Annotated in this window: 30 protein-coding genes and 1 pseudogene; 24 read left to right on the forward strand and 7 right to left on the reverse strand. The window is 63.0% G+C overall.

Going from position 1 to position 24,993, the window contains the following annotated elements; all coding sequences use genetic code 11:
• Positions 1–173: 173 nt before the first annotated feature.
• Together M8997_RS10235 and M8997_RS10240 are read left to right on the forward strand one after the other, a co-directional pair.
• Positions 174–1,199, forward strand: a complete 1,026-nt coding sequence (locus M8997_RS10235; RefSeq protein WP_250017154.1) for a class I fructose-bisphosphate aldolase — start codon at positions 174–176, stop codon at positions 1,197–1,199.
• A gap of 83 nt (positions 1,200–1,282) precedes the next feature.
• The gene (locus M8997_RS10240; protein WP_250017157.1) at positions 1,283–2,035 is read left to right on the forward strand and encodes an SGNH/GDSL hydrolase family protein; all 753 of its coding nucleotides are present in this window, start codon (positions 1,283–1,285) and stop codon (positions 2,033–2,035) included.
• 6 nt (positions 2,036–2,041) lie between these two features.
• Here the strand turns inward: M8997_RS10240 and M8997_RS10245 are convergent, their stop codons facing one another.
• Complete coding sequence (locus M8997_RS10245) at positions 2,042–2,206, reverse strand: hypothetical protein (RefSeq protein ID WP_250017159.1); 165 nt, start codon at positions 2,204–2,206, stop codon at positions 2,042–2,044.
• 111 nt (positions 2,207–2,317) lie between these two features.
• Between M8997_RS10245 and M8997_RS10250 the strand changes: the two genes are divergently transcribed.
• The 5 genes from M8997_RS10250 to M8997_RS10270 all read left to right on the forward strand — a co-directional run bounded on the left by M8997_RS10250 (position 2,318) and on the right by M8997_RS10270 (position 6,898).
• A complete protein-coding gene (locus tag M8997_RS10250; protein WP_250017161.1) occupies positions 2,318–4,234 on the forward strand; it encodes a propionyl-CoA synthetase in 1,917 nt (638 codons plus the stop codon).
• Positions 4,235–4,265: 31 nt separating this feature from the next.
• A complete protein-coding gene (locus M8997_RS10255) occupies positions 4,266–5,048 on the forward strand; it encodes an SDR family NAD(P)-dependent oxidoreductase (RefSeq protein WP_250017164.1) in 783 nt (260 codons plus the stop codon).
• 115 nt (positions 5,049–5,163) lie between these two features.
• Positions 5,164–5,457: a DUF1127 domain-containing protein gene (locus tag M8997_RS10260; RefSeq protein ID WP_250017217.1), complete on the forward strand. Its 294-nt coding sequence runs from the start codon at positions 5,164–5,166 to the stop codon at positions 5,455–5,457.
• A gap of 53 nt (positions 5,458–5,510) precedes the next feature.
• Positions 5,511–6,140, forward strand: coding sequence for a DJ-1/PfpI family protein (locus M8997_RS10265; RefSeq protein WP_250017166.1), 630 nt, complete (start codon positions 5,511–5,513; stop codon positions 6,138–6,140).
• Positions 6,141–6,187: 47 nt separating this feature from the next.
• Positions 6,188–6,898 carry a YafY family protein gene (locus M8997_RS10270; protein ID WP_250017168.1) on the forward strand — a complete coding sequence of 237 codons (711 nt, stop codon included), beginning with the start codon at positions 6,188–6,190 and terminating at the stop codon, positions 6,896–6,898.
• A 31-nt stretch (positions 6,899–6,929) separates the two neighbouring features.
• Here M8997_RS10270 and M8997_RS10275 read toward each other — a convergent pair whose 3' ends face one another.
• Positions 6,930–7,622, reverse strand: coding sequence for a DUF1013 domain-containing protein (locus M8997_RS10275; protein ID WP_250017170.1), 693 nt, complete (start codon positions 7,620–7,622; stop codon positions 6,930–6,932).
• Between the two features lie 248 nt (positions 7,623–7,870).
• Here M8997_RS10275 and M8997_RS10280 point away from each other — a divergent pair, with 248 nt between their 5' ends.
• Entirely contained in the window at positions 7,871–10,066 is a 2,196-nt protein-coding gene (locus M8997_RS10280; protein WP_250017172.1) for an esterase-like activity of phytase family protein, read from the forward strand.
• Between the two features lie 46 nt (positions 10,067–10,112).
• Here the strand turns inward: M8997_RS10280 and M8997_RS10285 are convergent, their stop codons facing one another.
• Positions 10,113–11,117 carry an NAD(P)H-quinone oxidoreductase gene (locus tag M8997_RS10285; RefSeq protein ID WP_250017174.1) on the reverse strand — a complete coding sequence of 335 codons (1,005 nt, stop codon included), beginning with the start codon at positions 11,115–11,117 and terminating at the stop codon, positions 10,113–10,115.
• Between the two features lie 885 nt (positions 11,118–12,002).
• Here M8997_RS10285 and M8997_RS10290 point away from each other — a divergent pair.
• From M8997_RS10290 to M8997_RS10300, 3 genes are all read left to right on the forward strand, one after another.
• The gene (locus M8997_RS10290) at positions 12,003–12,188 is read left to right on the forward strand and encodes a DUF1192 domain-containing protein (RefSeq protein ID WP_250020112.1); all 186 of its coding nucleotides are present in this window, start codon (positions 12,003–12,005) and stop codon (positions 12,186–12,188) included.
• A gap of 89 nt (positions 12,189–12,277) precedes the next feature.
• Positions 12,278–13,519 (forward strand): MFS transporter, encoded by a 1,242-nt coding sequence (locus M8997_RS10295; RefSeq protein WP_371929547.1) that lies wholly within the window; start codon positions 12,278–12,280, stop codon positions 13,517–13,519.
• A gap of 59 nt (positions 13,520–13,578) precedes the next feature.
• Positions 13,579–13,842: a helix-turn-helix transcriptional regulator gene (locus tag M8997_RS10300; protein WP_250020113.1), complete on the forward strand. Its 264-nt coding sequence runs from the start codon at positions 13,579–13,581 to the stop codon at positions 13,840–13,842.
• 91 nt (positions 13,843–13,933) lie between these two features.
• Here the strand turns inward: M8997_RS10300 and M8997_RS10305 are convergent, their stop codons facing one another.
• Positions 13,934–14,113, reverse strand: a complete 180-nt coding sequence (locus M8997_RS10305; RefSeq protein WP_250020114.1) for a YdcH family protein — start codon at positions 14,111–14,113, stop codon at positions 13,934–13,936.
• 225 nt (positions 14,114–14,338) lie between these two features.
• On the opposite strand from M8997_RS10305, the gene M8997_RS10310 reads away from it, so the two are divergent.
• The 5 genes from M8997_RS10310 to M8997_RS10330 all read left to right on the forward strand — a co-directional run bounded on the left by M8997_RS10310 (position 14,339) and on the right by M8997_RS10330 (position 17,223).
• Complete coding sequence (locus M8997_RS10310; protein WP_250020115.1) at positions 14,339–14,542, forward strand: YdcH family protein; 204 nt, start codon at positions 14,339–14,341, stop codon at positions 14,540–14,542.
• 66 nt (positions 14,543–14,608) lie between these two features.
• Complete coding sequence (gene purE / locus M8997_RS10315; RefSeq protein ID WP_250020116.1) at positions 14,609–15,106, forward strand: 5-(carboxyamino)imidazole ribonucleotide mutase; 498 nt, start codon at positions 14,609–14,611, stop codon at positions 15,104–15,106.
• A complete protein-coding gene (locus M8997_RS10320; protein ID WP_250020117.1) occupies positions 15,103–16,182 on the forward strand; it encodes a 5-(carboxyamino)imidazole ribonucleotide synthase in 1,080 nt (359 codons plus the stop codon). The genes purE and M8997_RS10320 overlap by 4 nt, the downstream gene beginning before the upstream one ends.
• A gap of 166 nt (positions 16,183–16,348) precedes the next feature.
• Complete coding sequence (gene ykgO, locus M8997_RS10325) at positions 16,349–16,474, forward strand: type B 50S ribosomal protein L36 (RefSeq protein WP_250020118.1); 126 nt, start codon at positions 16,349–16,351, stop codon at positions 16,472–16,474.
• A gap of 59 nt (positions 16,475–16,533) precedes the next feature.
• Positions 16,534–17,223, forward strand: a complete 690-nt coding sequence (locus M8997_RS10330) for a hypothetical protein (RefSeq protein WP_250020119.1) — start codon at positions 16,534–16,536, stop codon at positions 17,221–17,223.
• A 47-nt stretch (positions 17,224–17,270) separates the two neighbouring features.
• Here the strand turns inward: M8997_RS10330 and pyk are convergent, their stop codons facing one another.
• Together pyk and M8997_RS10340 are read right to left on the reverse strand one after the other, a co-directional pair.
• Entirely contained in the window at positions 17,271–18,707 is a 1,437-nt protein-coding gene (gene pyk, locus M8997_RS10335; RefSeq protein ID WP_250020120.1) for a pyruvate kinase, read from the reverse strand.
• A pseudogene (locus M8997_RS10340) lies at positions 18,704–19,096 on the reverse strand (DUF1036 domain-containing protein); the annotation flags it as partial. The gene pyk and the pseudogene M8997_RS10340, both read right to left, overlap by 4 nt.
• Positions 19,097–19,461: 365 nt before the next feature.
• On the opposite strand from M8997_RS10340, the gene M8997_RS10345 reads away from it, so the two are divergent.
• From M8997_RS10345 to M8997_RS10365, 5 genes are all read left to right on the forward strand, one after another.
• Complete coding sequence (locus tag M8997_RS10345) at positions 19,462–19,875, forward strand: MbcA/ParS/Xre antitoxin family protein (protein WP_250020121.1); 414 nt, start codon at positions 19,462–19,464, stop codon at positions 19,873–19,875.
• Positions 19,869–20,567 (forward strand): RES family NAD+ phosphorylase, encoded by a 699-nt coding sequence (locus tag M8997_RS10350; protein WP_250020122.1) that lies wholly within the window; start codon positions 19,869–19,871, stop codon positions 20,565–20,567. Before M8997_RS10345 ends, M8997_RS10350 begins: the two co-directional genes overlap by 7 nt.
• A 65-nt stretch (positions 20,568–20,632) precedes the next feature.
• On the forward strand, positions 20,633–21,436 hold the full coding sequence (locus tag M8997_RS10355) for an N-formylglutamate amidohydrolase (RefSeq protein ID WP_250020170.1): 804 nt from the start codon (positions 20,633–20,635) through the stop codon (positions 21,434–21,436).
• Positions 21,433–21,738: a DUF1244 domain-containing protein gene (locus tag M8997_RS10360; RefSeq protein ID WP_250020123.1), complete on the forward strand. Its 306-nt coding sequence runs from the start codon at positions 21,433–21,435 to the stop codon at positions 21,736–21,738. Before M8997_RS10355 ends, M8997_RS10360 begins: the two co-directional genes overlap by 4 nt.
• 177 nt (positions 21,739–21,915) lie before the next feature.
• The gene (locus M8997_RS10365; RefSeq protein ID WP_371929563.1) at positions 21,916–22,170 is read left to right on the forward strand and encodes a DUF2312 domain-containing protein; all 255 of its coding nucleotides are present in this window, start codon (positions 21,916–21,918) and stop codon (positions 22,168–22,170) included.
• 36 nt (positions 22,171–22,206) lie between these two features.
• Here M8997_RS10365 and M8997_RS10370 read toward each other — a convergent pair whose 3' ends face one another.
• Complete coding sequence (locus M8997_RS10370; RefSeq protein WP_250020125.1) at positions 22,207–23,121, reverse strand: LysR family transcriptional regulator; 915 nt, start codon at positions 23,119–23,121, stop codon at positions 22,207–22,209.
• A 235-nt stretch (positions 23,122–23,356) separates the two neighbouring features.
• On the opposite strand from M8997_RS10370, the gene M8997_RS10375 reads away from it, so the two are divergent.
• From M8997_RS10375 to M8997_RS10385, 3 genes are all read left to right on the forward strand, one after another.
• On the forward strand, positions 23,357–23,698 hold the full coding sequence (locus M8997_RS10375; protein WP_371929564.1) for an Atu4866 domain-containing protein: 342 nt from the start codon (positions 23,357–23,359) through the stop codon (positions 23,696–23,698).
• Positions 23,699–23,732: 34 nt separating this feature from the next.
• On the forward strand, positions 23,733–24,467 hold the full coding sequence (locus M8997_RS10380) for an SDR family oxidoreductase (protein ID WP_250020127.1): 735 nt from the start codon (positions 23,733–23,735) through the stop codon (positions 24,465–24,467).
• A 104-nt stretch (positions 24,468–24,571) separates the two neighbouring features.
• Positions 24,572–24,991: an OsmC family protein gene (locus tag M8997_RS10385; RefSeq protein WP_250020128.1), complete on the forward strand. Its 420-nt coding sequence runs from the start codon at positions 24,572–24,574 to the stop codon at positions 24,989–24,991.
• The last annotated feature ends 2 nt before the right edge of the window (positions 24,992–24,993 follow it).

Consider the following 24,993-nt stretch of genomic DNA (forward strand, 5'->3'; position numbering starts at 1 on the left):
TTCGAGCCTCGATCGGGCCCGCTGCAGGGCCCGATTTACAAACCAAAAGAAAATGTTATCTCCTTAAATCGTTTGAAAAAATTTCAATCGTTTCAATTAGTTGGATCGCCATTCCGTTTATCCCGGGCTTCTGTTATGGCCAGATGAACCTTGAAACTGGAGTGGAGTATTCGATGAGCGAACGCATTGAGGATATCGCGATTGCAATGGTTGCTGATGGCAAGGGACTGCTTGCCGCAGACGAAAGTTCAGGAACGATCAAGAAGAGATTCGACTCGATCGGTCTGGAATCGACGGCCGATAGCCGCCGCGACTACCGCGAGATGCTCTTCCGTTCCGAAGACGCGATGAAGAACTACATCTCCGGCGTCATTCTCTACGACGAGACGATCCGCCAGCAGGCGAAGGATGGCACGAGCCTGGTCAAGGTCATGCAGTCCTATGGCTGCATTCCGGGCATCAAGGTCGATGCGGGCGCCAAGCCGCTGGCCGGCTTCCCCGGCGAAACCATCACCGAAGGACTGGACGGCCTGCGCGAACGCCTTAAGGAATATTACAAGCTCGGTGCGCGCTTCGCCAAATGGCGGGCGACCATCGCCATTGCCGAAGGCCTGCCGACCTGGGGCGCCGTGAAGCAGAATGCGCAGGCGCTCGCCCGCTATGCGGCGCTGTGCCAGGAAGCCGGCATCGTGCCGATCGTCGAGCCGGAAGTGCTGATGGACGGCACGCCGGGCACGCATTCCATCGATCGCTGCTATGAAGTGAGCGAATGGACGCTGAAGACGGTGTTTGCCGAACTCTATGACGCCCGCGTCGTGCTGGAAGGCATGATCCTGAAGCCGAACATGGTGATCGACGGCAAGAATGCCCGCAAGGCTTCCGTCGAGGAAGTTGCCGGAAAGACCGTGCGGCTGCTGAAGTCGACCGTACCTTCGGCGGTGCCGGGTATCGCCTTCCTGTCGGGTGGCCAGAGCGACGAGGAAGCGACGGCGCATCTTTCCGCGATGAACGCCAACTACACCATGCCGTGGAAGCTGACCTTCTCCTATGGCCGTGCCCTGCAGGCCGCTGCGCTCAGCGCCTGGAACGGCAAGTCGGAGAATGTCGCCGCCGGCCAGCGCGCCTTCGCCCACCGGGCAAAGATGAACGCGCTCGCAGCCACGGGCGGCTGGAAAAAAGACCTGGAAATCGCCGCTTAAGCGTTTCTTATCCAAAAACCTGTCTCATGGAGCCCGGGCTGGAATCAGTCCGGGCTTTTTCTTTGGAGGTATTTCGCCGCGCCATGAAACCAGAACCCTTTCATCCGCTGGTGAGCTGGCTGCTTTTCCCGCTCTATGCGTGGCAGGGCCTGGGCGTGCGCAGGAGCAGGGAGCGGCTGCTTCCGCCGACCGGCCTGCCGGTGGGTGAGATAGCCGGCAAGGACCCGGCGATCCGGCTTCTCGTGCTTGGCGATTCCTCGGCGGCGGGCGTCGGCGTGACCGATGCCTGGCACGGCATCTGCGTCCGGCTGGCGGTGCATCTGCAGGGCCGCACCGGCCGCAAGGTGATCTGGCGGGCGGCGGGGTTCAATTCGGCGACGTCCGGCCAGCTGCGCGATCATGTGGTGCCCAATCTCGAGCGCGGGATGTGGACCCATATCGTGCTGACCATCGGCACCAACGACGCCAAGAACTTCCACTCCCTGCCGCGCTTCAAGCGCGATTTCGGCGGGTTGCTCTACGCCGTCCGCGCCAAATGGCCCGATGCCCATATCGTCTGGTCGCAGATCATCGATTTCCGCGACGTGCCTGCCATGCCGCCGCTGCTCGGCCGGATACTGGAGGGGCGCGCCTCTGCCATCAATGCGCTCGGTACCGCCCTGTGCCGCGAACGCCGCGCCGTGCCCGCCTCGCGGCTCCCGGTCGAAGCGGCCGAGGGCTTCTCCACCGATGGTTTCCATGCCTCGGCGCTCGGCTATGATGCCTGGGCGCGGCATCTGGTGCCCTATGTGCTCAACATGCCGGATTCCGAGGCTGCCGCTCCCATGGGCAAGTGAGGCCCCTCACAGCCCCGCATGGCTCAGCAGCACCATGGCCAGCATCGCCAGTATGGCAAAGGCCGCGATCTTCCAGAAATCGCCACGCTTTTTCAAGCCCGGCCAGCCGAGGGGCTTCACGATGTGAAGCGCCATCAGGATCAGTAGCAGCAGGGGAATGATCTTGAGCATGTTCGGCTCCGGCAGGACAGGCCAGAGCTGTGGGTCAGAGCACCGGATTTGTCAATTCGCCCTTTGACTTCGCGGCCTCTATTGGGGATGCTGGCCGGCGGGAGGACGTCCATGACATCGAAATATTCTGAAGTTTATCGGGAGTGGCAGGCCGATCCGATGGCCTTCTGGGCCAAGGCGGCGCAGGCCATCGACTGGTTCAGGCCCTGGGAAACGATCTTCGACGCCAATACCGGCCCCTATGGCCGCTGGTTTCCGGGTGCGGAGTGCAATACGTGCCACAATGCCGTGGACCGGCATGTCGAGCGGGGCCGCGGCGACCAGCCGGCGCTGATCCACGACAGCGCCATCACCGGAACGAAGCGCACCATCACCTATTCGCAGCTTCTCTCGCAGGTCGAGGCGCTGGCGGCGGTTCTCATCGACAAGGGCGTTGCGAAGGGCGACCGCGTCATCATCTACATGGCCATGGTGCCCGAGGCGATCGTCGCCATGCTGGCCTGCGCGCGGATCGGCGCCGTTCATTCGGTGGTCTTCGGCGGCTTTGCGGCCCATGAACTGGCGACGCGCATCGACGACGCCAAGCCGGTCATGATTATCGCGACCTCCTGCGGCCTGGAGCCGGGGCGGGTGGTGGCCTACAAGCCGATGCTGGACAAGGCGATCGAGCTCGCCAGTCACAAGGTCGCCGCCTGCCTCATCCTCGTCCGCCCGCAGCAGCCGCACGAACTCGTGGAAGGGCGCGATCATGATTTTGCCGAAGCCGTCACCGCTGCGGCAGGCCGGCGGGTGCCATGCGTGCCGGTCAAGGCCACGGACCCGCTCTACATTCTCTATACGTCCGGCACGACCGGGCAGCCCAAGGGGATCGTCCGGGACAATGGCGGCCACCTCGTGGCGCTGGCCTGGTCCATGGCCGCGGTCTACGACACCAGGCCCGGCGACGTCTTCTGGGCGGCTTCGGACATCGGCTGGGCCGTGGGCCACTCCTATATCGCCTATGCGCCGCTCTTCATCGGCGCGACGAGCATCGTCTATGAAGGCAAGCCCGTCGGCACGCCCGATGCCGGAACCTTCTGGCGCGTGGTCAGCGATCATAAGGTAAGGGTGCTCTTCACCGCACCGACGGCCTTCCGCGCCATCAAGAAGGAAGACCCGAACGGCACCTTCATCCGGAATTACGACCTTTCATCGCTGAAATATCTCTTCCTCGCCGGCGAAAGGGCCGATCCGGATACGATCAGATGGGCGGAGGAGAAGCTCGGCGTCCCGGTCATCGACCATTGGTGGCAGACGGAAAGCGGCTGGCCCATGGCGGCCAATCCCGCCGGGCTCGGCATGCTCCCGGTGAAGCATGGTTCGCCCACCGTTCCGATGCCGGGCTATGACGTGCAGGTGGTGGACGATGCGGGCCATCCCGTCGCCGCGGGCGAACTCGGCAATATCGTCGTGAGGATGCCGCTGCCGCCGGCCTGCCTGCCGACGCTGTGGAACGCCGATGCGCGCTTCCACGAGGCCTATGCCAGCGAGTTTCCGGGTTATTACAAGACGGCGGATGCCGGCATCATCGATGAAGACGGCTATATCTACATCATGAGCCGCACCGACGACATCATCAATGTCGCCGGCCATCGCCTGTCGACCGGCGCCATGGAGGAGGTGCTTGCCAGCCACAGGGATGTTGCCGAATGCGCCGTCATCGGCATCGCCGATCCACTGAAGGGCCAGGTTCCCTGCGGGTTCCTCGTTCTCAAGGCCGGCGTGGAGCGCAAGGCCGAGGATATCGAGGCCGAGTGCATCGCGCTGGTCAGGGACAAGATCGGCCCGGTTGCCGCCTTCAAGACGGCGATCACGGTCAAGCGGCTGCCGAAGACGCGTTCCGGCAAGATCTTGCGCGGAACCATGCAGAAGATCGCCGACGGGCAGGACTGGACGATGCCCGCGACGATCGACGATCCGGCGATCCTCGACGAGATTTCGGAACAGCTGCAGCAGCGCGGCTTCGGGCGGGCGCCGGCAAGCCCATGACGAGACGGCCAAACATGCGAAAGGAAGCCGAATGCTGGAAGGCAAGATAGCAATCATCACCGGTGGCGCGCAGGGTATCGGTGCGGCGATCGCCAAGCGCTACCTCCACGACGGCGCGCGGGTCATGATCGGCGACACCAATCAACAGCGCGGCGAAGCGACGCTCAGGGAACTCGCCGCCATCGGCGATGCCCGCTTCATGGCGGCGGATGTCAGCAGCAGGCTCGACGTGCACAATCTGGTGGCCGCCACCGTGGAGGCCTTCGGCGATGTCGATATCCTTGTCAACAATGCCGGCGTCGTGCATGCGGCGGATTTCCTCGATCTTGCCGAGGAAGATTTCGACCGCGTGCTGCGCATCAATCTGAAGGGGCCGTTCCTGTGCTCGCAGGCGGTGGCGCGCCACATGGTCGAAAGGGTCAGGAATGGCGGGGTCCCCGGCTCGATCATCAACATGTCGTCGATCAATGCGGTCGTCGCCATCCCCGATCAGGTGCCTTATTCGGTGTCGAAGGGCGGCATCGCCCAGTTGACGCGGGTTCTCGCGCTGTCGCTGGCGGAATATGGCATCCGCGTCAACGCCATCGGTCCGGGTTCGATCCGCACGGACATGCTGGAGGACGTCCTGTCCGATCCGGCCGCCAAGGAACGCATGTTGTCGCGCACGCCGCTCGGACGTGCCGGCGATCCCGCGGAGATCGCCGCGATTGCCGCCTTTCTCGCTTCCGACGATGCAAGCTACATTACCGGCCAGACGATTTTTGCCGATGGGGGCAGGCTGCCGCTCAATTATATGGTCCCGGTCAACACCTGAGTCCGGGCGCCGCCGCCGAGGTTCGACTTTTGTACCCCCTCATGACATGCTCCTGACAGAAGGTTGTCAGCAGCCCTGTGTCATAGTCTTCACTGTAAGCAGAGGAGATAGGGATATGGCAAAGGATCTATTCGGAATGTTTCGCACGGTCGCTCGGTGGTATTCTGACATCGCCGCCTATCGGGAAGAGCTGCGGACGGAACGGCATATCAGCGAACTTCCGGAACACCTGTTGAAGGATATCGGCTGGCCGGACGCCTATGCGGAACGGCTGGCACGGCGGGAAGACGATGCTGCGGAGACGCAGAAGGCGGATAGCGCCGGGCATCAGCCGTGGAGCCTCGACTGGCCGCATCAATATGAACGCCTGCGGCGGCGCAAATCGAATACCGTCGAGATAGGCTGCTGAGCGGAATGGCCGGCGCTGATATGGCAGGAGCCCGAACGGGAGGAACAATGTCCATGGACCACAGGAAGACGATCGGCTTTGTTTTCATCGATGGCTTCGCGGACTGGGAGTTCGGCATGCTGTCGGGCGCCACAGCCGATTGGTTCGGCGGTCGCGCGGTGGCATTGTCTCCCGTCTTGGGGTCTCCTGGCTCGGGGTCTCCTGAACCCGGCCCGCTCAAATCCATAGGCGGCTTTCGCCTTCTGCCGGATCGCGGCACCGGCCTTGCCGACAATGAAGATCTCGACGCGGTTGCGGTCATCGGATCGGATAAATGGTCCGATGAAGACGCCCCCGACATCGGCGAATTGCTGAAGACTGTGCTGTCGCGCGGCGGGATCGTCGGCGGCATTTGCGCGGGAACCCTGGCGCTGGCGCGTGCCGGCCTGTTCGAGGGGCGCAAACATACCAGCAACGGGCCGGGCTGGCTCGAATCCAGGATCGGCCGCTATGTCGGCGCGCAATTCTACCAGGACGTGCCCTATGCCATACGCGACGGGCATGTCGTCAGTGCCGCGGGCACGGCTCCGGGCACTTTCGCCACCACATTCCTCGAAGCTGTCTTTCCCGAACAGGCGGCGCAGGTCGCCGAGATGCGCCAGCTGGTCGGGCGCGAATATGAAGCGGGTGAAGAACGGGCATAGCGCCGCAATGGCCGAACTGGCCCTCGAATGGATTTGAAGGATATCCCATGCGCAGAGCAGACCGTCTATTCCAGATCGTGCAGAGATTGCGGGGCGGCAGGCTGGTCACCGCGCGCCAGCTGGCCGAGAAACTCGAAGTATCGGAGCGCACGATCTATCGCGACATAGCCGACCTGCAATCCACCGGCGTGCCGATCGACGGCGAGGCCGGTGTCGGCTATCTGCTGCGCGAGGGCTTCGACCTGCCGCCATTGATGTTCACCCGCGACGAAGTCGTCGCACTGGTCGCCGGCGCGCGGCTGATCACTGCCTGGGGCGGGGCGTCGATGGCGCGGGCTGCGGAAGAAGCGATCATCAAGATCGGCGCGGTGCTGCCGAAGGAAGAGCGTCCGCGCATCACCAATACGCATATCCACGCCTCGGGCACCAATATCAGCGACCGGGACCGGGACCTGATCGACCTGGCGGAGCGGGCGGCGGACCAGTGCCGCGTCCTGACCATCACCTATACCGACCTCGAGGGCAATGAGAGCCAGCGCGACATCCGTCCGCTGGGATTGTGGTTCTGGGGCAAGGTCTGGACCCTGATCAGCTGGTGCGAACTGCGCAATGATTTCCGCACGTTCCGCATCGACCGTATCGCCAGGGTGGACAAGGCCGACCGCATCTTCCGCCCGGAGCGCGGTAAGACGCTGGCGGATTTCTACCGGCGGGTGGAATTGAGCGAAACGCCCGATACGGAAGCCCGCGCTTCGTGAAAAAGGCCCGGCAGAACCGGGCCCTTTTGTCTTATTCTTCGTCTTCTTCGTCTTCCTGCCGTCCCTTGAGCGAGGACAGCTTGGCGAACACCTTGTCCGCATCGAGCTCCTCATCCTCTTCGCGGGGCGCCGGCTGGATATCGAGGTTCTCTGTGGCGGAAGCCGGCAGCAGCGTATCGCCGGTCTCGACCTGCGCAGGGCGGCCGCGCGAGGAACGCTCGACTTCGATGTCGAGGTCGATCTGCGAGCAGAGGCCGAGCGTTACCGGATCCATCGGCTGCAGATTGTTCGAGTTCCAGTGGGTGCGGTTGCGGATCTGCTCGATCGTCGATTTCGTCGTTCCGATCAGGCGCGAGATCTGGGCATCTTTCAGTTCCGGATGGTTGCGGACCAGCCAAAGAATGGCGTTCGGGCGGTCCTGACGTTTGGAAAGCGGCGTATAGCGCGGGCCTTTGCGCTTGGTCTCCGGCACGCGTACCTTCGGATCGGAGATCTTGAGCTTGTGATTGATGTCGGCTTCGCCCCTGGCGATTTCCTCGCGCGTCAGCTGGCCGGTGATCAGGGGATCGAGACCCTTGATCCCCTGCGCCGCCTCGCCATCGGCAATGGCTTTTACTTCCAGCGGATGCAACTTGCAGAAGGCTGCGATCTGGTCGAAGGAGAGCGCGGTGTTGTCGACAAGCCAGACGGCCGTTGCCTTTGGCATAAGAAGCTGGGTGGCCATGAATATAGTCCTCTTGTTCGTCCGCTCCGGTGGCGCGGGACGTGGGTTCAACCACAATTTCCGGGAATTCGGGCCGTTATATAGCGGTATTTTCGCCAATGGGCAAGAAAGCCTTTTGGCTGCGCACCGGGCTCGCGAATGTTCATCAAACTGTCACGCATCCGTCATCAGATTGAAATAGAGCCGCGAGAACAGTCACTCCATCTTATTGGCCATCTTGATGGCAATCTTCAATGGAGCACGGACCCATGTCGCACAAGACAGTTTCACTCGCCCTCCTTGCCGCGCTTGCCACTTCCGTGGCGCTGCCGGCGGCGGCCGACCCGGTTTTCAACCGCATCGCGAGCTTCCCCGTCATCGATAATCTGCCCGAAAGCGCCGACCGGTCGAAGCCGACTTCGGCGGAGATCATCACAGCTTCGGAAGACGGCATGACGCTCGTCTATTCCGACAGTCCGAACGAGGCGATCGGCTTCGTCGACATCACCGATGCGGCCCATCCGAAGCCGGGCGGCCAGCACAAGGTGGATGGCGAGCCGACCTCCGTCGCCATCGTCGGCGGCAACATCTTCGCCGCCATCAACACGTCGAAGGACAAGGCCAATCCGTCCGGCAAGCTCGAAATCATCGACCTCGCGTCGAAGAAATCCGTGCTGAGCTGCGACCTTGGCGGCCAGCCGGACTCGGTGGCGATTTCGCCCGACAAATCCTTCGCCGCCATCGCCATCGAGAACGAGCGCGACGAAGAGCTGAACGAGGGCGCCCTGCCGCAGCTGCCGTCCGGCAATCTGAAGATCTTCGCGCTCAAGGACGGCCTGCCGGATTGCGCGGCGGCCAAAACCGTCGATCTTACCGGTATTGCCGAGATCGCCCCTGAAGATGCGGAGCCGGAATTCGTCTCCATCAATGCCGGCAACCAGATCGCCGTGACGCTGCAGGAGAACAATCACATCGCCATCGTCGATGCGGCAAGCGGCAAGATCGCCTCGCATTTCTCCGCCGGCGCGGTCGATCTTGACGGCATCGACACCGGCAAGGATGGCGCGCTGCGTTTCGATGGCAGCATCAAGGGCGCGCTGCGCGAGCCGGACGCGGTAAAATGGCTGGATGAGGAGCGCCTCGTTACGGCCAATGAGGGCGACTACAAGGGCGGATCGCGCAGCTTCACCATCTTCACCAGGGACGGCAAGGTCGCGTATGAATCGGGCGCTTCACTCGAACACCGGATCGCCGCCGCCGGGCATTATCCAGACAAGCGCAACAAGAAGGGCGTCGAGCTCGAAGGCGCGGAAGTCGGTCGTTTCGGCGAGACGAACTATCTGTTCGTGGCCAGCGAGCGCGCTTCGATCGTCGGCGTCTACAAGGATACGAAGGCGGAGCCGGAATTCGTGCAGCTTCTGCCCTCGGGCGTCGGCCCGGAGGGCATCCTCGCCATCCCGTCGCGCAATCTGCTGGTGACGGCCAATGAGACCGATCTGGTGGAGGATGGCGGCGCCAGGGCGCATGTCATGGTCTACGAGCTGAAGGAGCAGGCGCCGAACTATCCGCAGATCGTTTCCGAAGCCACCGGCGATGTTCCGCTCGGCTGGGGCGCGCTGTCCGGATTGTCGGCCGATGCGGAGAAGCCGGGCAGGCTCCACGCCGTCGCCGACTCGTTCTATTCCGCCGCGCCGACGATCTTCACCATCGAGGCGGACCGCAGCCCGGCCCGCATCACGCAGGCGCTGCCCGTCACCCGCGGCGGCGCTGCCGCGCAGAAGCTCGACCTCGAAGGCATCACCACCGATGGCGATGGCGGCTACTGGCTCGCCAATGAGGGCGATGCGGCCAAGCTCGTTCCCCATGCGATCCTCAACGTCAATGCCAAGGGCGAGATCAAGCAGGAGATCGCGCTTCCCGCCGAGCTTCTCGCGCATCAGACGCGATTTGGCCTCGAGGGCATCACGCGGGTCGGCGAGGGCGACGATGCGGTGTTGTGGATGGCGATACAGCGCGAATGGTCCGACGACGAAAAGGGCTTCACCAAGCTGCTTCGCTACGACATCAAGGACAAGAGCTGGAGCGCCGTGGCCTATCCGCTGGACAAGACGGATGCCGGCTGGGTCGGCCTGTCGGAGATAACCGCCCATGACGGCCAGCTTTACCTGATCGAGAGGGACAACCAGATTGGCGGCAAGGCGGCCAACAAGCGCCTCTATCGCGTGGCGCTGGAAGAGCTGAAGCCGGCAAAGCTGGGTGAAAAGCTGCCCGTGGCCAAGAAGGCGCTCGCCCATGATTTCCTCGGCGACCTGAAGGGCACCAATGGCTATGTCGCCGAGAAGCTCGAAGGCTTCGCAATCGACGCCGACGGCAATGGCTTCGCGGTGACCGACAATGATGGGGTCGACGATTCATCCGGTGAAACGCTGTTCTTCAACATCGGCAAGGTAGCGGCGACGCATTGAGCTCTGCAAGGCGAGGGGCGGCCCGGCCGTCCCTCCTTTGTCTCCACTAGCTGACGTCGAGGACGATCTTGCCGATATTGCTGCCGTCCTCCATGCGCTCATGCGCGCGCCATGCCTCGTGCAGCGGGTAGACCATGTCGATGATCGGCGCCACGCGCCGTTCCACCAGCAGCGGCCAGACCTTCAATTCGAGTTCGCGCGCAATGCCGGCCTTGAACTCCACGGGCCGGGCGCGCAGAGTCGAGCCGGTGTGCTGCAGGCGCTTGACCATGAGCTTGGTGAAATCCGCATTGGCCTTGGCGCCGTTCAGAAACGCGATCTGGACGATCCGCCCGTCCATCGCGGCTGCGTCGTAATTGCGGCCGATATAATCGCCGCCGACCATGTCGAGGATGAGATTGGCGCCCCGGCCTTCGGTGACGCGCTTGACCGCATCGACGAAATCCTCCGTCCGGTAATTGATCGCCGTTTCGGCGCCGAGCTTGCGGCAGGCCTCGCATTTCTCGTCGGAGCCCGCCGTGGTCATGACGCGCGCGCCAAAGGCGGCGGCGAGCTGTATCGCCGTGGTGCCGATGCCCGATGAACCGCCATGGACGAGGAAATCCTCGCCCTCCTGCAATCGCCCGCGCTCGAACACATTGTGCCATACGGTGAAATAGGTCTCCGGTATCGCAGCCGCCTCGATGAAGCCGTAGCCGGCCGGGATGGGCAGCGCATTGGTTTCGTGGACGGCGCAATATTGGGCATAGCCGCCGCCGGCGACGAGCGCGGTCACGCGTTCGCCCGGCCGGAAGCGCGTCACGCGACTGCCGGTGGCGACGATCTCGCCGGCGATTTCGAGCCCGGGAATATCCGACGCGCCGGGCGGCGGCGGATAATGCCCCTGCCGCTGCAGAACGTCGGGGCGGTTCACGCCGGCGGCGCGGACCCGGACCAGGATTTCATTGTCGCCCGGCTCCGGTACCGCGCGCTCCGCCGCCTTCAGGACGCGCGGCCCGCCCGGCGCGGTGATTTCGATTGCCGTCATCTCGGTGGGGATCGTCTCGCTCATATTCGCTTCCAGCATCGCTTTCATTGACTGCTTGTATTGATTGCTTGCATTGACTCGGCGAAATCGTAGGAGCCCGCTTGCGTGGACACAAGGCACAAATCGCCGTGGAGACGGCAATGGTCGGACCGGGCCGCTCCACACTGCCATCCTGCAAGCCTCTACTTCCCTCATCCTGAGCCTGTCGAAGGACGCACTTTATTTATGCAACGCCCGTCCCCTCTGGTGGGATAAATGGAAACTTATCCCACCACTTTGAAACCGGGTTATTGTGATTCGGTCCTTTCCAGTGGGGGAGCAGCTTCCGGTGCTGTTTCGACAAGCTGGGAAAGGATGGCGTTGCCGGATGGTCGGAAGTGACAACCCCGACTATCCAGCAAACTGCAGAAGGAAACGGAGGTGGCGCTTCGTTTTCCGGGTTGTTGCGTCTGACAAACGCAGGAACAGCAGGCAAAGACGTCGCGGGCGGTCTTCGGACCTCGACCCTGATACCTACTGACGCGCTGAAGACCGCCCGTCTCCCCCCATTTCAATGACCAGACGCGATTTTCGCGGGCGTGGTGATGATTTTCCGTATCCAGCATCTCGAAAAGGGATTGCACAAACGTTGCTGCGCCCTTCAACAAGCTCAGGATGAGGGAGAGTAGAGTTTTGCAGGGTTCTAGTTCTGCAAGGTATCAGACCCAAGCTCCCAACCTTACCGCCATCAAATCAATCCCCTCATGCTGAGCCTGTCGAAGCACGCAGCAATGGTGATGCAATCAATCGGAAAGTTGGCTCAGCATGAGGCAGGTGGATTGATCGCAAAGTAGCAGCTCAGGAAAATATTTGCGGTTCCAAGCGGTTGCGCTGTATCCTGACCGCTTCGGACGGCAAGCGGAGGAGACGATGTCAGTTTTCGATGAAGAGCCAAGGCGCAAGGTCGCTCACGAGATCGGCCAGGACCTGTCCCTGTTGTCCGTTGCCGAACTCGACGAGAGGATCGAACTGCTCAAGACCGAGATCGTCCGCCTGGAAGAGGAACGCGGCCGCAAGGGCAGCAGCAAGCTTGCCGCCGAAGCGCTTTTCCGCTGAATGTTCATGCGGCCATCAACTCTCCGCAATACATGTAGATGAACGTGATCGGCCACCGGTCAGTTTGATTCGCCAGAGGGGATTCTCCCGTGTTCCGTTCGTTCGTACAGGTCTTCGCGTTGCTCTGCGGCACATCCTTCCTCGTCATGGCATCGGGCCTGCACGGCCTGCTGCTGCCGTTGCGCGGCGGCGTCGAAGGCTTCTCCACCACCTCGCTCGGCCTGCTCGGCACCGCCTGGGCCGGAGGGTTCATCACCGCCTGCCTGCTGGCGCCGCGCCTCGTCCAGCGGGTCGGGCATGTGCGGGCCTTCAGCGCCTTCGCCTCCATCGCCGCCATCGTGGCGCTGATGACCGGATTGCTGGTCGATTCGACCGCCTGGATCGCCCTGCGCGCCCTGACGGGATTTGCCATGGCCGGTTCCTACATGGTCATCGAGAGCTGGTTGAACGAGCGGGCGAGCAACGCCAATCGCGGCCAGATCTTCGGCCTCTACATGGTGGTCAACTTCGGTTCGATCACGGCAGGGCAATTGATGATCGGCTTCGGCGACGTGCGCAACGGAACCTTCTTCATGCTGACCGGCATCCTGTTCTGCCTGGCCCTCATCCCGACGGCGATTTCCACCGCGAGCAGCCCCAAGCCGCTGACGGAGGTGCAATTGGACCTGAAGGCGCTCTACCGCAATTCGCCGGTGGCATTTCTCGGCTGCATCCTCATCGGCGTCGCCAATGGGGCATTCGGCACGCTCGGCGCCGTCTATGGCGCCGCGACCGGCATATCGACGGCCGAGATCGCGCTGATGATGAGCGCCGCGGTCCTCGGCGGCGCGCTGATGCAGATCCCCGTCGGGCGCATGTCCGACCGCACCGACCGGCGCTACGTGCTTGCCTGCGTCGGCGGCGCGGCGGCGCTGATCGGCCTGATGATCTTCGCCTTCGCTCCGCACAATGCGACGCTGATCCTGATCATGACCGCCATCTATGGCGGGCTCGCCTATACGCTCTATCCCGTCGCCGTCGCCCATGCGAACGACTTTTCCGATTCGGAGAATTTCGTGAAGGTGACGAGCGGCCTGCTGCTGCTCTATGGCTTCGGCACGATGATCGGGCCGGTTCTCGGCGCCTGGGCGATGGAGGCGGTGAAGCCGGAAGGCCTGTTCGCCATAACCGCGCTGGCGCATGCGGCTATCATGGTCCACGCCATCATCCGCTCGCGGATGCGCGCTCCCGTGCCGATCGACCAGCGCGACAATTTCCAGACCGCCCATTCGGAGCGGGCGACGCCGGAGGGCGTACGCCTCGATCCCCGGGCTGAAAGCGCGCCTGAATAGACGGATCGACACAAGGCGCATTGACTCCGGGGCAGGATTGAACCGAAACTTGGCGCATCATGGTTCAAACCGACCCGTTCCTGGCCATTGCCGATCCAAATCGCCGCTATCTGCTGGAGGAGTTGCGCCGCGCGCCGAGGACGGTGAGCGAGCTTGCGGCCGGACTGCCGATTTCACGCCCGGCCGTATCGCAGCATTTGCGCGCGCTGCTGGATGCAGGGCTGGTGAGCGTCGCCGCCGAGGGCACGCGCAGGATCTATTCCGTCGACAATGACGGTTTTCTCCACCTGAATATCTGGCTGGACCAGTTCTGGAGCGAATAGGGCCCGGCTCACGCAATGCGGAGCCGGGCCCTTTTTATGGCGCGTGCCGGAAGCACGCGAAATTCCTTGGTCGAGCCTGTCGGCCTTGTCATCAATGATGGGTGACGATTGATCTCAGCTTTTCGATTTGATCCTTCAGAACAAGCTTTCGCCGCTTGAGGTCGGTGATTCTGAGGTCGTCGGTGGCGGGACTTAGAAGCGCGTCGGAAATCTCTTTTTCGAGTGCGCCATGCTTACGTTCAAGCGTTTCAAGATGAGACTCAATGGCCATGCAGCTTCTCCCTTGTTGGTGTCCTTGCTCGTAAATGCTCTGCCCGCCGCGTGGCGACTTTATGACAGAGCCGTGACACTGTGCCACCACTTTGCGCGAATGTCGAATTTGTTTCGTAGGATTTTCTTGTGGTGTAAAATATGATATGGCAGCGCGCCGGTAAGGAACAGGAATTGGTCCATGCCGAACACGATTCCTTTACTATAAATGATCGGGATTCACTGCATGTCCGACCAGGATCAGGCTGACATTCGACTGGCAGTCGCAAGATTGAAACAAGAGCATCTCGATTTCGATGCCGCGATACAGGCGATGATTCAGGTGGGTTGCGACCAGCTTCGCATTCAGCGCATGAAGAAGAAAAAGCTGGTGATCAAGGACAAGCTGATCGAGCTTGAAGACAAGATCATTCCCGATATCATCGCATGATTTCATCAGGAGGCGCCGGGCGCGCCTTTCACTCCGTTTCCCAAAGCAATGATTGAAGGATGCTCAATGGCAGACACCCGCGCTGACGTCGCAATTATCATGGGGAGCCAGTCCGACTGGGCCACCATGCGCCATGCAGCGGAAACGCTCGACAGTCTCGGGGTTTCGCATGATGACAGGATCGTTTCGGCGCATCGCACGCCGGATCGGCTGGTTGAATTTGCCAGGGGCGCACGCGACGCGGGTTTCAAGGTGGTCATAGCCGGCGCCGGCGGCGCGGCGCATCTTCCGGGCATGGCGGCCGCGATCACGCCCTTGCCGGTCTTCGGCGTCCCGGTCGAATCCAAGGCGCTGTCGGGGCAGGATTCGCTGCTCTCGATCGTGCAGATGCCGGCGGGCATACCGGTTGGAACGCTTGCGATCGGCCGGGCAGGCGCGGTCAATGCGGCGCTGCTGGCGGCGGCGGTGCTCGCCCTTGGCGATGAGGACCTGGCCCGGCGGCTCGATGCGTTCCGCCAGGCGCAAAGCGAAAAGGTCGCCCTGCGGCCATCAGACGAGGCATGACGATGATACTACCGGGCGCGACGATCGGCATAATCGGCGGGGGACAGCTGGGACGCATGCTGGCAATGGCGGCGGCAAGGCTTGGCTATCGGACGGTGGTGCTCGAGCCGCAGCCGGATTGCCCGGCGGCGCAGGTTGCGAACGAGGTCATCACCGCCGCCTATGACAATCCGCAGGCGCTCGACCAACTGGCGGAGCTCAGCGACGTCATCACCTATGAATTCGAGAACGTGCCGGTCGATACCGCCGAGCAGCTCAGCGACAGCAAGCCGGTGTTTCCGCCCTGCGAGGCCTTGAAGGTTTCGCAGGATCGCGTCACCGAGAAACGCTTCCTGGCGAAGGCCGGCATCAAGACGGCGCAATGGCGGGTGGTGGAAACCGAGGCCGAGCTCGAGGCGGCGCTGCTGGCCTTCGACGGCAAGGGCATCCTCAAGACCCGCCGCTTCGGCTATGACGGCAAGGGCCAGTACAAGTTCAGCGCCGCGCCCGGCGAAACCGCTGCGGCCGGGTTTGCGGCCGTCGGCAATGCGCCCTCGATCCTCGAGGCGATGGTGGAGTTCACCCATGAGATCTCGATCATCGCGGCGCGCGACCAGGCCGGCAATATCCGCATCTACGATGCCGCCGAGAATGTCCACAAGGACGGCATCCTCATACGGTCCACCGTGCCGGTCTCCGTTTCCTCGACCATGGCGGGCCTCGCGGCCGATGCGGCGCGCAAGCTCCTGGAAGCGCTGAATTATGTCGGCGTGCTCGGCGTGGAATTCTTCGCGCTGGCCAATGGTACGCTGCTGGCGAACGAATTTGCGCCGCGCGTGCACAATTCCGGCCATTGGACGGAGGCGGCCTGCGCGGTTTCGCAGTTCGAGCAGCATATCCGCGCCATTGCCGGCCTGCCGCTCGGCGATACGAGGCGGCATTCGGATTGCGTGATGGACAATCTGATCGGCGACGAGTGGAAGAGCGTGCCGAACCTCCTCGGCGAGCCCGGCGCGGTCGTGCATCTCTACGGCAAGGCGGAATCGCGCCCCGGCAGGAAAATGGGCCATGTCACCCGCATCACCAAGCGGCTCTGACGCGACAATTTGCCGAAAGCGCAAGGAATCGCACGCTGGATCGCTACTCGGGAGTTGACAATCCAGCCATTCCTTGGCTATTTCCCCGCAACGTGTTTGTGGCGCGCTGATTGAGGCGCGCTTTTTCGTAATGCCCGGTTTCGGGCGTAAAGATACCGGTGCTAAAATGAAGATCAAGAATTCGCTCAAGGCCCTGAAGGCCCGTCATCGTGGCAACCAGCTGGTTCGCCGCAAGGGTCGCATCTACATCATCAACAAGACGGCTCCGCGCTTCAAGGCGCGCCAGGGCTGAGCCCAAGCTCACGCTTATTTGCATTTGACGTTTCGCTGACAGGAACTAACATTCCTGCCATGCGGAACGTTTTTGCTTTTTTTGCCCTCATTCTCCTTCTGGCCGTGCCGGGCCTGGCTACGGCGCAGGAATCGTCTGACCCCCAATCGTCTGGCCCCCAATCATCAGCTCCGGAATCGCCGGCTCCGGAAGCGCTGAACCAGCAGGTCCGGGACGCCGTGAAGGCGGCTGCGCCGGCCACGCCGAACATGACGCTGGCGCAGAAAAAGGCGGCCCGGCTGGACGAGCTCTTTGCCTCGCTCAAGCGCGAGAGCAATGCGGTCAAGGCTTCGCGCATCGCCACGCAGATCCAGTCGCAATGGCAGAATTCCGGCAGCGCGACGGTCGATCTGATGATGGGCTGGGCGGCGAAGGCCATCGAGGACAAGAAATATGCGATGGCGATGGATTTCCTCGACCAGGTCACCGTCATGCGTCCCGATTATGCCGAAGGCTGGAACAGGCGGGCGACGGTGAATTTCCTCAACCGCGATTATGGGCGCTCGATGGCCGACATACGGCGAACGCTGGCGCTGGAGCCGCGCCATTTCGGCGCCATCACCGGCATGGCGGCGATCCTGAAGAGCAATGGCCAGACGGAAGCGGCGTTCCATGCACTGGAGCGCGCGCTTGAAGTCTATCCCATGCTGCGCGAGGCGCAGCGGGAAGCCGGGGAACTCGCCGAGCAACTGGCCGGCCAGCGCACCTGAACCGGCGCCGGCAGCGGGCGCCGGCACCAGCTCCTTTTCGCGGCAGATCAGATGCCGGTCAGCCCATCCGAACCGATATAGGCGATGCGCAGCATGTTGGTCGAGCCGGGGGTGCGCAGCGGCACGCCGGCCGAGATGATGATGCGATCGCCGGGATTGCCGAATTCTTCCTGATAGGCAATGTGGCAGGCACGATCGACCATGTCGTCGAGGTCGGTGGCATCCTCGGTCACGACGCAATGCAGGCCCCAGACGAGCGACAGCCGGCGGGCGGTCTCGACGACCGGCGACAGGGCGATGATCGGCAGCAGCGGCCGCTCGCGCGCGGCGCGCAGGCCCGTGGTGCCCGATGCCGTATAGGTGACGATGGCCGAAAGGTTGAGCGTCTCGGCGATCTGGCGGGCAGCGAGCGAAATGGCGTCCGCTCCGGTCGCGTTCGGCTCCGGGCGCTGGGCGTGGATGATGCCGGGATAGTTCGGATCGAGTTCGACTTCCTCGGCGATGCGCGCCATGGTGGCCACGGCTTCGACCGGATATTCGCCGGCGGCGGATTCAGCCGAGAGCATGACGGCGTCGGCGCCTTCGAACACGGCGGTCGCGACGTCCGACACTTCGGCGCGCGTCGGCACCGGCGCGGTGATCATCGATTCCAGCATCTGGGTGGCGACGACCACGGGCTTGCCGGCACGGCGGCAGGCGCGGATGATCTGCTTCTGGATGCCGGGAACCGATTCCAGCGGCATTTCGACACCGAGATCGCCGCGCGCCACCATCAGCGCATCGGACAATTCGATGATCTCGTCGAGACGCGCCACGGCCTGCGGCTTCTCGATCTTCGACAGGAGAGCGACGCGGCCACGGGAAATCTTGCGTACTTCGGCAAGATCCTCGGGCCGCTGGATAAAGGACAGCGCCACCCAGTCGATTTCTTCCTGCAGCACGGCATCGAGATCGCGGCGATCCTTCTCGGTCAGCGCACCGACGCCGAGCGTCGTGTCGGGCAGGCTGACGCCCTTCTTGTCGGAAATCTTGGTGCCGGAAACGACGCGGCAGCGGATGGATTTGCCATCGGTCGCCTCGGCGATCAGCGCCAGCTTGCCGTCGTCGATCAGCAGCCGGTGGCCGGGCTCGACCCCCGCCAGAATCTCCGGATGGGGCAGGTAGACCCGCGTTTCGTCGCCCGGCGCTTCATTGTCGTCGAGCGTGAAGGTCTGGCCCGGCACGAGGTCGACCCGCGTATTGGCGAATTTGCCGACGCGCAGCTTCGGACCCTGCAGGTCGGCGAGAATGCCGATCGGGCGGCCGAGTTCCTTCTCGACATTGCGGATGCGCCGCACCAGCTCGCGCATCAATTCGTGGCTCGCATGGCTCATATTGATGCGGAACACGTCGGCACCGGCTTCGAAAAGCTTGCGAATCATCGCTTCGTCGGAGGAAGCGGGGCCAAGGGTGGCGAGTATCTTTACCTTACGGCGGCGTCTCATTGAGGAGGGGTATCCGTTACAATTGGGGAGGAGGGAGGGGTTTCTTCGGTCAGCTGGACCATCCAGCTCGTCTGTTCGCCGGTATCGTATTCCTGGAAGCCGGCGCGCTGGAACCCGCGCGCGAAGCAATCATTGATCCCGGTGATCTTGAACTGGTTTTCGGCAACGCACATGTTGATCTTGCCGTCCCAGCGTCCGCCGCTCTGGGCGTCTTCTGCATAGAGATAATAATAACGCGATGTCAGCGGCCCGACAAGGAGCGTGGTGCAGGAGGAGGCATTGACATGCCACCAGCCTTCCGTGATCCAGCCCGACTTGGCGCGGTAACCGATAGCGACACCCACGAGGTTCTGCGTCGTGTTGCAAACGCGGAAATCCGCCCTCGCTTCACTCGGCTTGAAAATACTGCCCGCAATGAGAATGAATAGAAATGCCGCGAGGAAAGTGCCCGATCTCGCCTTAATACCCCTACTCAATATTGCCTCCGTCCGGTCTTTGACCTTCTTTTCGGTAGTTTCGCACCCATTGTCAACGCGGGAATAAGTCGTATAGCCTTTCTTGCCTTGGGTGCACCATTTATCTCGCAATCCGCTGGTTTTCACGCGCTGCAATCGCCCGCTTTCCCTCATGCCGAGCCCACCGCATCGCCGGGCCTGCTTCGCTCATGCCGAGCCTGTCGATGCAGCACTCTCACGGCACGCATCTTGCCAAATGGCAATATTGTGCTATTTTTATGCCAGAAAGAGAGAGTGCCATGCAGCTCCAGCCCATTGCGTCGACCCCATCCAGCAAATCTTCGGCCGAAATCACCGAGGAGGAAGCCGGCGCGCTCGCCCGCACGACGGTCAATCTCTTCAATGCGTGGAAGCTCACCGATTCACAGGCCTGTACCTTGCTCGGCGGTTTGTCGGCTCGCACCTGGGCGCGCTGGAAGGAAGGCAATATCGGGCGTGTCGATCGCGACCTGAAGATGCGGCTGGCTCACCTGATGGGTATCCACAAGGGGCTGCGATACCTGTTCAAGGACCCGGCCAGGGGCTATGCGTGGATCAAGGCGCCCAATGCGGCTTTCGGCGGCAAGTCGGCGCTCGAAATGATGCTGCAGGGCGAGCTTTCCGATCTTGCCGTGATGCGGGAGTGGCTCGATGCGGAGCGGAGCGCATGGTGAGCGGGCTTGCCGTCCGATCCCCTGTACGATGGCCCGGCACCTACCGCATCATCCGCTCCATATATCCGCCGGTGGACCTGTTTGAAGACATCGCCGATCCCCGCGACTGGGAGGCGCTTGTCGCCGTCGAGGCGAAAACCAATCCGCGTCTTCGTTTCGAGGTCGGCGATCTCGGCAAGGTGCCGGCGAACCGCCGCGTTTCGGGCACCGGCGCCAGCCTTGTCATGGCCCCCTTCGTCCATTGTTCGACCGCGCGGCCGGGACGCTTCTCCGACGGGAGCTATGGCATCTATTATGCCGGCGAGAGCGAGGAAGTCGCCGTCGCCGAAACCATCCATCACCACCAGAAGTTCATGCGTTCGACCGATCAGCCGCCGGGCTGGACCTCGGATTTTCGCGTCCTGGTGGGCAGCATCGACCGGGCACTGGACGATGTGAACGCGGTGCCGGGCGTCCTTGACCCGCATGATTATGCGGCTTCCCACATCGAGGGCCGCGAGCTCCGGGCCGCGGGCAGCGACGGCCTGTTGTGGAACAGCGTGCGAATGCGCGGCGGACGCTGCATCGGCATCTTCTGGCCCGACGTCATCCCCATTCCTGTCCAGGGCCGGCACTATTGTTATCACTGGAACGGCACGCGGGTGGATTTCGTGCGCCAATACGATACGGAAGCGGTGCTGGCGGTGAGTTGAAGGCTTGCAAAGCGGGGCGGCGCGTGGAAAACAGGACCGACCTGCCATGGATACAGAGTAGCCGCATGTCCTTTGCCCCCTTTCACCATGTCGATGGCGACGATGCCAGGGGAATGGTCCTGCTCGCGGATCACGCGCGGCGCGATCTGCCGGAGGAATATGGTTCGCTCGGCCTGCCCGCGGCGCAGTTCGACCGCCACATCGCCTATGATATCGGCGTCGAGGACCTGACCCGCAAGCTCGCCGCGCGGCTCGGCGTGCCGGCGGTGCTGGGCGGCTTCTCGCGCCTGCTGATCGACCCGAACCGCGGCGAGGACGATCCGACGCTGATCATGCGGCTTTCGGACGGCGCCATCATTCCACGCAACAATCCGATGCCGCCGGAAGAACGGCGGCGGCGCATCGAGCGCTATTACCGCCCCTATCACGATGCCGTGTCCGCCGCCATCGCCCGCGTCGCGGCGGCGAGTGGCGCAGCGCCGCTGGTGATCTCGGTCCATTCCTTCACCGCCTTCTGGAAGGAGACGCCGCGCCCCTGGCATGCGGGCATATTGTGGGACAGCGACCCGCGCGCTGTGCTGCCGCTGCTGGCCGGGCTGCGCGCCGATCCGCTGCTGGTGGTGGGCGACAACGAGCCCTATGATGGCGCCCTGCGCAACGATACGATGTTCCGCCACTGCGTGGTGCCGGGCTATGCGCATGCGCTGATCGAGGTGCGGCAGGATCTCATCGGCGACGATGCCGGCACCACGCGGTGGCGCGATTTGCTGGCGCCGATCCTTGAAGGCATGAACGCAACGCCCGACATCCATGTGGTGCGGCATTACACGTCGCGCACCGGGCCGATGGAAGATGGAACTGGAACATGACTGAACTGACCGAAAGGCAGAAGATCGAACTCGAAGCCGCGGCGTTTCGCCGGCTCGTCGAGCATCTGCGCAGCCGCAGCGACGTGCAGAATATCGATCTGATGAATCTCGCCGGCTTCTGCCGCAATTGCCTCGCCAACTGGTACAGGGAGGCGGCCGAGGCTTCCCGCATCGCGCTTGGCAAGGATGAATCGCGCGAGCTGATCTATGGCGAACCCTATGCGCAGTGGCAGGCCAAGCACCAGCGCGAGGCGAGCGACGAACAGAAGGCGGCCTTCGAGACCAGCAAGCCTTCGCACTGAGTCCCCTTGGCACTGATCCCTTCGCGATCCCTTCGCACTGATCCCCGGCATGAGAAACCGCCGTCGCGGACTCTATTGGCTTGACTCCGCGGGTCGTGGTCGGGCATCGGAACGTCGAGCGCGGCCAGTCGAGTCGCCAGTTGAATGATCACGGAGCATGAGATGACCATGGATGATATGTCGGCGCCGGCGGGTGTAGAAGGTGTTGCCGCAGCGGAATTGCGGCAGTTCATCGAGCGCATAGAGCGGCTCGAGGAAGAAAAGGCTACGCTGCAGGATGACATCAAGGAAGTCATGGCCGAGGCAAAGGGCCGGGGCTACGACACGAAGATCATCCGTACCATCGTGCGCCTTCGCAAGAAGGACGCCAATGAACGCAAGGAAGAAGAAGCGATCCTCGAATTGTACATGAACGCCCTCGGCATGGTGTGACGACCCGACGGTCGCCATGAGAGAGCGGGCCGCTCATCATGAATCGGGCTGATCGGGCCGGCGATTCCAGCGCCGCAGATAGTCCACGAGCGCCCGCAGCTTGGCCGGCTGGTGCTGCCGGCGCGGGTAATAGAGATGAAAACCCGGAAACGGCGCGCAGAAGGGCTCGAGCAGCGGCACGAGCTCGCCCCTTGCCATGTAGGGCCGCATGGTTTCCTCCATGCCGAAGGTGATGCCGCCGCCCGCGCAGGCCGTGCGCAGCATCAGTTCCATGTCGTTCGTCGTCAGTCGCGGCTGCACCGCCACATCGAAGTCGCGCCCGTCCTCGGTGAATTCCCATCGATAGGGCGCGGTGTCCGGCCGCGGGCGCCAGCCGACGAGACTGTGGTCGAGGAGATCGCGCGGATGCAGCGGCGCGCCCCGTGCCGCGATGTAATCCGGTGAAGCCACCGCGAGCTGGCGCTGCCGGGACGAGACCGGCACGGCGATCATGTCCTGCTCGATCACTTCCTCGAGGCGCACGCCCGCATCATAGCCGGCAGCGACGATGTCGAATGTTTCGTCGGTAATCGTGATATCCATGTCGATCGCCGGATGGAGCGCGAGGAATTCCGCAATGAACGGGCCGGAGAGAAAACTCTCGGCGATGGAGGAAACGGCGAGGCGCAGCATGCCGGATGGCTCCTGGCGCAATTCCCGTGTCGCCTGCAGCGCCGCCGCGAGATCGAGCAACGGCGGACGCGCACTTTCATAAAGCTTTTCGCCGGCCTCGGTCAGGCGCACGCTTCGCGTCGTGCGCTGCACCAGCGCCACGCCCAGCCGGTCCTCGAGCCGTTGCAGCGCCTGGCTGACGGCAGAACGCGTCACGCCCAGCCTTTCGGCGGCGAGCCGGAAGCTGTCCGCTTCCGCAATCGCCATGAAGACCGAAATACCATCGAGATCATTGTTCATTGGTTAGCATCACTAACCAGTCTGTTTGGAATTGGCAACTTTTTCAGCCGCAGACCGCGACCTATCTTGTGCCTGCGGGCCTGCCGGAAGGCGCCCCGAACATGCAGCAACCGCAAGCAAATACCCCCAGGCAACAACCAAGACAGGTGAGGTCGAAATGTTCATCGAAACGTTCGTCGAGACGTTCATCAAGACGTTCAGGGCACCGAAACGCAATTCACCGGCGCGGCGCGCCATGCTTCGCGCGGCCATCCTTGGCGGCACCGCGCTGGTTCTGGCCGGAACGGGCCATGCCGGGCAGGCCTTGCCAGTGCAACAATCCGAAAACGAGGAAGCAATGTCTCAACACCCCTATATCGGCATGTGGGTCACCGATGACGGCCATGTACGCCAGGAACTCCTGGAGAATGGCCGCTATGACGAAGCGCGCGGCACGCGCCAGAGCGCCTATCAGGGGCGCTACGAGGTGAGCGGCAACGAAATCCGCTACTGGGACGATACCGGCTTCACCGCCGACGGCACCTTTGTCGATGCCGATACGCTGCATCATGGCGGCATGGTCTTCAGGCGCCGCTAGAAGCCCGTTCAGAAACAGATGATGGAGAAGCAAAATGGTTGGAATTGAAGGAAAGGTCATCGCGATCACCGGCGCCAGCAGCGGCATCGGCGAAGCAACGGCGAGGCTTCTGGCGACGGAGGGCGCGCGGCTCGTCATCGGCGCCCGGCGGACGGACCGGCTGGAAAAGCTGGCCGAAGAGATTTCGTCGCGCGGCGGATCGGTGCGCTTTCTCGGCGTGGATGTGACGCGGCGGGCCGATATGGAGCAATTCGCCGCCCTTGCCCTGTCGGAGTTCGGCCGGCTGGATGTGTTCGTCAACAATGCCGGCATCATGCCGCTTTCGCCGCTCGCCGCGCTGAAGGTCGATGAATGGGACAGCATGATCGACGTCAATGTGAAGGGCGTGCTTTATGGCATTGCCGCCGCGCTGCCGATCATGCAGGAGCAGGGCAGCGGCCATATCGTCAATATCTCGTCGATCGCCGCCCATATCGTCTGGCCGATGAGCGCCGTCTATTGCGGCACGAAATTCGCGGTGCGGGCCATTTCCGACGGGCTGCGGCAGGAAACGGACAGGCTCCGCGTCACCGTCGTCTCTCCCGGCACGACGACATCCGAGCTTGCCAATACCATAACCGATCCTGCCGGACGCGATGCCGTGGCGCCGTTCCGGGCCATCACCATCAGCGCCGAGGCGATCGCCCGGGCCATCGCCTATGCGGTCAGCCAGCCGGACGATGTCGATGTGAGCGAGATCATCGTGCGGCCGACGGCGAGCCCCTTCTGAGGCCGAAGCCGCGAGGTGCTCCTGTCCGGGGCGCCTTGCGGCGGCGGTACTTTCATGGAAAGACTGAAGCCTGAAAACAGGCTCGTCTGGCAGGCAATCAAGGGATGGCAGCGTTGAAGATTCGAACCCGCGCGGTGGGCGCGCAGACCGCCATGGCGCCCGGGCGACTTCCGGTCGTCACCTCGGATACCGGCGGCGTCCTCGATATCGTCACCGCCGTGTCGGAACCCGGCTTCAGCCCGCTCGACCTCATCTATGCCTCGCTGTCGGCCTGCATCGCGCTCAGCGCGCGCATGGCGGCGGCGCGGCTCGGCGTCGCCGAACGGCTCGGCGAGGTGAGGGTGCGGGTGACGGGCGAGAAGGCCGCCGACGAGCCGTCGCGGGTCGAACGCTTCATCATCGAGATCGAGATCGACGGGCAACTCGACGACGAGACGAAACACAGGATCGTCGAGGCCGCCGAGGAAATCTGCACCGTCAGCAACACGCTGCGCGGTGCACCGCAATTCATCACGCGGGTCTAGTT

The sequence above is a fragment of the Phyllobacterium sp. 21LDTY02-6 genome (assembly GCF_023554255.2).
Classification (GTDB): domain Bacteria; phylum Pseudomonadota; class Alphaproteobacteria; order Rhizobiales; family Rhizobiaceae; genus Phyllobacterium.

Excerpts from the sequence above, each read along its gene's own strand:
- M8997_RS10235 (WP_250017154.1), top strand. The coding sequence starts at position 174 with ATGAGCGAACGCATTGAGGATATCGCGATTGCAATGGTTGCTGATGGC.
- M8997_RS10240 (WP_250017157.1), top strand. The coding sequence starts at position 1,283 with ATGAAACCAGAACCCTTTCATCCGCTGGTGAGCTGGCTGCTTTTCCCG.
- M8997_RS10245 (WP_250017159.1), bottom strand. The coding sequence starts at position 2,206 with ATGCTCAAGATCATTCCCCTGCTGCTACTGATCCTGATGGCGCTTCAC.
- M8997_RS10250 (WP_250017161.1), top strand. The coding sequence starts at position 2,318 with ATGACATCGAAATATTCTGAAGTTTATCGGGAGTGGCAGGCCGATCCG.
- M8997_RS10255 (WP_250017164.1), top strand. The coding sequence starts at position 4,266 with ATGCTGGAAGGCAAGATAGCAATCATCACCGGTGGCGCGCAGGGTATC.
- M8997_RS10260 (WP_250017217.1), top strand. The coding sequence starts at position 5,164 with ATGGCAAAGGATCTATTCGGAATGTTTCGCACGGTCGCTCGGTGGTAT.
- M8997_RS10265 (WP_250017166.1), top strand. The coding sequence starts at position 5,511 with ATGGACCACAGGAAGACGATCGGCTTTGTTTTCATCGATGGCTTCGCG.
- M8997_RS10270 (WP_250017168.1), top strand. The coding sequence starts at position 6,188 with ATGCGCAGAGCAGACCGTCTATTCCAGATCGTGCAGAGATTGCGGGGC.
- M8997_RS10275 (WP_250017170.1), bottom strand. The coding sequence starts at position 7,622 with ATGGCCACCCAGCTTCTTATGCCAAAGGCAACGGCCGTCTGGCTTGTC.
- M8997_RS10280 (WP_250017172.1), top strand. The coding sequence starts at position 7,871 with ATGTCGCACAAGACAGTTTCACTCGCCCTCCTTGCCGCGCTTGCCACT.
- M8997_RS10285 (WP_250017174.1), bottom strand. The coding sequence starts at position 11,117 with ATGAGCGAGACGATCCCCACCGAGATGACGGCAATCGAAATCACCGCG.
- M8997_RS10290 (WP_250020112.1), top strand. The coding sequence starts at position 12,003 with ATGTCAGTTTTCGATGAAGAGCCAAGGCGCAAGGTCGCTCACGAGATC.
- M8997_RS10300 (WP_250020113.1), top strand. The coding sequence starts at position 13,579 with ATGGTTCAAACCGACCCGTTCCTGGCCATTGCCGATCCAAATCGCCGC.
- M8997_RS10305 (WP_250020114.1), bottom strand. The coding sequence starts at position 14,113 with ATGGCCATTGAGTCTCATCTTGAAACGCTTGAACGTAAGCATGGCGCA.
- M8997_RS10310 (WP_250020115.1), top strand. The coding sequence starts at position 14,339 with ATGTCCGACCAGGATCAGGCTGACATTCGACTGGCAGTCGCAAGATTG.
- purE (WP_250020116.1), top strand. The coding sequence starts at position 14,609 with ATGGCAGACACCCGCGCTGACGTCGCAATTATCATGGGGAGCCAGTCC.
- M8997_RS10320 (WP_250020117.1), top strand. The coding sequence starts at position 15,103 with ATGACGATGATACTACCGGGCGCGACGATCGGCATAATCGGCGGGGGA.
- ykgO (WP_250020118.1), top strand. The coding sequence starts at position 16,349 with ATGAAGATCAAGAATTCGCTCAAGGCCCTGAAGGCCCGTCATCGTGGC.
- M8997_RS10330 (WP_250020119.1), top strand. The coding sequence starts at position 16,534 with ATGCGGAACGTTTTTGCTTTTTTTGCCCTCATTCTCCTTCTGGCCGTG.
- pyk (WP_250020120.1), bottom strand. The coding sequence starts at position 18,707 with ATGAGACGCCGCCGTAAGGTAAAGATACTCGCCACCCTTGGCCCCGCT.
- M8997_RS10345 (WP_250020121.1), top strand. The coding sequence starts at position 19,462 with ATGCAGCTCCAGCCCATTGCGTCGACCCCATCCAGCAAATCTTCGGCC.
- M8997_RS10350 (WP_250020122.1), top strand. The coding sequence starts at position 19,869 with ATGGTGAGCGGGCTTGCCGTCCGATCCCCTGTACGATGGCCCGGCACC.
- M8997_RS10355 (WP_250020170.1), top strand. The coding sequence starts at position 20,633 with ATGTCCTTTGCCCCCTTTCACCATGTCGATGGCGACGATGCCAGGGGA.
- M8997_RS10360 (WP_250020123.1), top strand. The coding sequence starts at position 21,433 with ATGACTGAACTGACCGAAAGGCAGAAGATCGAACTCGAAGCCGCGGCG.
- M8997_RS10365 (WP_371929563.1), top strand. The coding sequence starts at position 21,916 with ATGTCGGCGCCGGCGGGTGTAGAAGGTGTTGCCGCAGCGGAATTGCGG.
- M8997_RS10370 (WP_250020125.1), bottom strand. The coding sequence starts at position 23,121 with ATGAACAATGATCTCGATGGTATTTCGGTCTTCATGGCGATTGCGGAA.
- M8997_RS10375 (WP_371929564.1), top strand. The coding sequence starts at position 23,357 with ATGCTTCGCGCGGCCATCCTTGGCGGCACCGCGCTGGTTCTGGCCGGA.
- M8997_RS10380 (WP_250020127.1), top strand. The coding sequence starts at position 23,733 with ATGGTTGGAATTGAAGGAAAGGTCATCGCGATCACCGGCGCCAGCAGC.
- M8997_RS10385 (WP_250020128.1), top strand. The coding sequence starts at position 24,572 with ATGGCAGCGTTGAAGATTCGAACCCGCGCGGTGGGCGCGCAGACCGCC.